The organism is Candidatus Phytoplasma pruni (assembly GCF_013391955.1).
Classification (GTDB): Bacteria; Bacillota_I; Bacilli_A; order Acholeplasmatales; family Acholeplasmataceae; genus Phytoplasma.
On sequence record NZ_JABUOH010000024.1, the window covers coordinates 1 to 5,082 of the forward strand.

Consider the following 5,082-nt stretch of genomic DNA (forward strand, 5'->3'; position numbering starts at 1 on the left):
AAAAAAAAAACAAGTCCCGACGGAAAAGAACTTGTTTTAGGTGTAAAAAATAATCTTCCTTTTTTAAAAATCTTTCGAAAAAGACAGACCTTAAGATATTTATTCAGAACGAGACATCTTGTTTTGAAGATGAAATTTTTTAATATTCGTTAAAATTGAAACAGTAAAGATCAGAGAAGATATGGTTAAAATCATTTTTAAGGAAAAATTCAATAAATTAAAAGTTTTTGCTTCTTCAAAGTGAAAATCTTTAATTTTATGATTATGAATTTTATTTAACATTTGCGCATGCAAAGTGGGTTTCATTTCGTTTTCAAACAATTGACCCATTTTATCTTCTGTTAAAACTTGATAATGCAGCCCGTCCAATAAACTATTTTCAGTGATAACTACAATATTTTTCATTTGATGTTTTTCGATTTTATCGAATAATGCGATAGTGGATAAAGGTTTGACAACTTCTGATCTTTGGATATTGCGGTAGTGGTAAAAACAAAGAGAAAAAGACCATAAAAGAAAAACTATAAACATTATTGCTGTTTTGATATTCAAACAATTTTTCCATTTTTTGGGTTTAAAGGAAAATTTTTGTTTTTTATTAATCCATAAATAAACCAAAAAACCTATTTCCGTCAAAGTAAACAGAAAAATCAACAAAACCATCATTTCTTTTTCTTGGTAAAAGTGAGCATTTATTTTAGACGTTGCATCGTTATTTAATTTTTTCCACTCTTGCTGGGAGAGAAGAGAAGTTATCGTTTCTTTGTTGATAGAAGGGTTATTTTGCAATTCATCAGTTAATTGGTTAAACACAGTTTGGTTAAAAGCGATAATCGCTTTTGCATCAAAAAAACATTTAGTTAAAATTTCTTTTTTCACTTCTTCTTTATCTTTGGAGGAAACCAAGTCATACCCTAATATCGCCAATATTTCGTCCGCTTTATCATGCGCTTCTTCTAAATCTTCTTGAGTTTTATCAATCCAATCATCATCCATATTTTCGCCTGCTTTACCCGCTAAAAGAACAGTTAGTTCTTTTAGCAATCTTTCTTTATTAGCGATATTTTCGTTTTGAGTTTTGTTGGTTAAAATGATTAATTTATCGTTATTATGAGGGACTTTGGAAAAAGAGCTCATCCAATGAGTTTGTAAAACGTCGTTGACTAATATTTTCCCTGCCTGATGTAAGGAAACCATCCTTTTTTCATCCGCATTATATTTTTTCGTGGTTTTGGATAAACCTAATAAAAGATTTTCTTTCGCTTCTTCAATAACTTGGCGATCGATTGAAGGCAGGTCTTTCTCTATTTGGATGAGAACAGCCGTATTTAAAAGTGAATCTAACTGAGCCATATTTAGCCCTTGTGTTTCTTCCGCTAACTGGCGTAAATTTATTCCTTCTGAGAGTTTTTTATTTTTATCTTTTAGTTTTAGAACCGCTTCACGAGCGTTAATGTCGGGCAAACCTACTTCCACTAAATAATCAAACCTTCCGGGTCTTAATAAAGCTTCATCCAAAACTTCCTTTCTGTTGGTGGCTGCCATAACCACCACAGGATTTTGATCAGATTTAGAATTAAAGCCGTCCATTTGGGTTAAAAGTTCAATTAACAATTCTTTTTCTTTGACGTTGTTATCGTTTCTTTTCCCTCCGAAAGTGTCAATTTCATCGATAAATAAAATACTAGGAGCATTATTTTTTAAATCTTTAAAAAGTTCTTCTAGCTTTTTAGCTCCGCCACCGATGAAATGAGGCAGCAATTCAGTACCGGAAACAGCTTTAAAATTGACTTGAGCTTCTCCCGCGACTGCTTTGGCTAAATAAGTTTTACCTGTTCCCGGAGGACCATACAATAAAACTCCTTTAGGCATGTGTGCTCCCGCTTTTTCGTATTTTTGAGGATTTTTTAAAAAATCAATAATAGTTTTCATCAAATTTTTTTCTTCTTCCATGCCTGCTACATCATAAAAATTAATGGTTTTGCCAGCTTTATTGGTTGTATTAGAATTGTTAGAGCGAGAAGAGTTGTTGTTTGGGGAATCTTTTTTTGATAAGTTTGAGGCATTATCTTGGAGGTTCGATTGGTCGTTTTGTTTTTTAGGTTCTTCTCCTGTTGTAGCATTATTGGGACTATTTGCGGAAGGATTTTGTGTATCGCTTGTTTTTGATTCGTTTTGATTTTCTCCATTTTCCTCCTCCTTTTTGCCCTCTTTTTTAGGTTTGTTTGAAACGGTCGTATCTACTTCAGAAACTGTGTTTTGGTTTGAATTGACATTCTTTTTAGGAACTTTGTCTTTATTATTTTGTTCCCCTTCTTTGGTCGTTCCTTTTTTCCTTCCCTTTGATGTCCCCTTTTTAGTAATGTTTCCATTTTCCTGATCTTTTGTTTCATCGTTTTTCTGCTCGTTGGTATCAGAATTATTCCCTGTTGATTCTTTGGTTTCGTTTTGATCAGGAATTTTCCCCACATCATTTTTGTTTATATTTTTCGGTCCACCCTTACCATCAGCATAATTAGTATTCATTTTTATCAAAAAGATCGGTATTATAATTAAAAGACTAAAAATTAGCCATGTTTTAACAGTTTTATTCATTTGGAAAAAATACCTTTCATCAATCGCAAAGAAATGAGTTGCATGTAGTTATTGTTTTTCATCTTTGCTAAATGCCATGAAAATATTTTTTGTAAAATTTATTTTATGCAAAAAATTACTCATTGTAAATTTTCTCCTAAATTTATTTAAAAGAAAAAATATTTTTATTCATAAACGGCATTTGTTCAGCTAAAATGATTTAATAAATAATATTTAATTATATCTTAAAAACATATAATTTTCACACTTTTAGAAAATCTTTTTAGATCATATATCCTACCCTAATCAAACTTTTATTTTATTATATTGACAACGAATAGAACATATTATAGGATAAAATTATTAATTATAAAAAAAAGACTCTTAATTCAAAAGAGTCTTGAAAAATATTTTTTTTGATTTTATTCAACATTTTATAAAAGATTTTTTTTAATTTATTTGAGAACCATCCTGATTGCGTTTTATTTCCAATAATAAAGTTCCTGCATTAGGGTCGTATTTGTAAGTTGTGTAAGTTCCGTTATTAAAATAAATAATTTTTTTAATTTTGTTATTCGTTTGAGGATCGTATTCTTCTGTAATAGATTTTGCATCTTGTTCTGATGAAGGGTGATTTTCTTCTATACGAATTTTGTTGCCTGTTTCAAGGTTATAAAAGGTTATCTTTTTAATACAATTTGAAGAATCATATTCATACGTTGAATGAATTATGTCTGTTTGCGGTTCTTTGTTAGAATAATTCGTGGTTTTAATTGTTTGCCCGTTTTTAGGATCATATTCGTCCATAGTTTTTTTTAAACCATCTTCGCTAGCTTCTATATCGTAAGAAATATATTTTGTCTTGTTTTTTGTCTTTTCATCAAATTCATACATAAAATGTATTTTTAGAATATTGTTTTTATCGCTTTTATAATGTTTTAACGTTTTAATATTTCCGTTAGGATGATATTCTGTTTCAGAACTTTTATCATTTGTATCATAAATAGTATATTTAATCTTTTCATTTTTTTCGTCTGCTACATATTCAGCGACAGATTTTTTATTTTCTCCATCCTCCATATACCAAGCTTCTTTTTGTATTTTTCCATTTTGAGGATTGTGCAATGAAACGTGCATAATTTTTTCTTCCACTTTGTTTTCTGTTTCATATTGTTTATAATCAGTTTCTTTTACAATTTGTCCTGTTTCGGTGTCGTAGTTGATAATTTTTTTCTTAGCATTTTTAGAAGGATCTTTCTTATAATTATAATAAGATTCGGTTATGATTTTTTGATTATTTTCTGGACTCAAATAAGTTATAGGGCCGATAAGATTGTTTGAATTATAAAAAATATCTTTTGGATATGAATCGTTATAATTAGGATTTATAACTTTATCAAATTCATCAGTTGGATAATCGCCTCTTTGATACGGATTAAAACCATAATTATTAAAACTAATAAAACCGAAAAAAATAACTTCTAAAACGGTAATTAAGATAATTTTTTTTATTTTAGCTTGATAAGGAGTTAAATTTTTTTTATTCATTGATTTTTTTATTTCTTTCTTTTATATAAATTAAATTATACTCTTTTTTTTGTGTTTTTGCAAGCTTTTTTCTAAAAAATAGAACCCAACGTTAAAGAGCAAAGAAATAAATATAAGGCGACAGACAGATCGATTATAAGTTGTTTCTTGAAGATTTGTTATTTAAGATATAAAAAAAGACCTCATTGATTAAATTTCAATAAGGTCTAAAAATCAAATAATTTAAAATTGATATGTAGTAAATTTGCCATTGTTAAGCAATAATAAAGGTTCTTGATATTTTGGTTTTAAATCAGATGGTAAATCACTAGGAGGTTTTGGTGGTTTGGTGCTATCTAAATAATCAAGTTTATGCATACTGACATCATTGTTAGATTGTCCTAAATGAATTTTATCAAGATACCATTCATCAATCAAAAAACCTTCCTTATATTTGTATTCATGTTCGTTGCCTTCAATATCATAAAGAGTGATAGTCTTTCTACCTAAAATATCACGCAATTCCCCTGCATTAAACAATTCAGCAGCAAGAGCGTGCATTTTATCTCCTTCTTCCGTGCTGTGCCATCTATTGATAGAATTCTTATGATATTGTGTGTGAGGGTGGTCTTTTTGATGAGCTTTAATTAATGCTTGATTTTTCCATTTTTCTAATGCATCTAAATAATCTTGTTTTGTTACTGGGTTTAATTCTTTTGGACTTAGAATAGAAGTTTTTTCTGGTTGAGATATTGTTTTTTTATTCATTTTATAATAAGCAAAGATTGATAATAAAATAACGATGGTTGCAACAATACTAGACCAAATAATGATTTTTTTATTATGGTTTTTTGTTTTTGACATGCGTGTGTCTCCTTTTTTGTTATATTTTTTTACGTATGTTTTTATTATACGTTTTTTTTTTTTTTTTTTTTTTTTTTTTTTTGTTTTTTTTTTTTTTTTTTTTTTTTTTTTTTTTTT

At 28.5% G+C, this 5,082-nt stretch carries 3 protein-coding genes; all 3 read right to left on the reverse strand.

Annotated elements, in window-relative coordinates; translation table 11 throughout:
* Nucleotides 1–99 precede the first annotated feature (99 nt).
* Nucleotides 100–2,595: an AAA family ATPase gene (locus HR065_RS00865; RefSeq protein ID WP_178734037.1), complete on the reverse strand. Its 2,496-nt coding sequence runs from the start codon at nucleotides 2,593–2,595 to the stop codon at nucleotides 100–102.
* Nucleotides 2,596–3,024: 429 nt separating this feature from the next.
* Nucleotides 3,025–4,122, reverse strand: coding sequence for a DUF2963 domain-containing protein (locus tag HR065_RS00870; protein ID WP_178734038.1), 1,098 nt, complete (start codon nucleotides 4,120–4,122; stop codon nucleotides 3,025–3,027).
* A gap of 222 nt (nucleotides 4,123–4,344) precedes the next feature.
* A complete protein-coding gene (locus HR065_RS00875; protein WP_178734039.1) occupies nucleotides 4,345–4,965 on the reverse strand; it encodes a hypothetical protein in 621 nt (206 codons plus the stop codon).
* Between the last annotated feature and the right edge of the window lie 117 nt (nucleotides 4,966–5,082).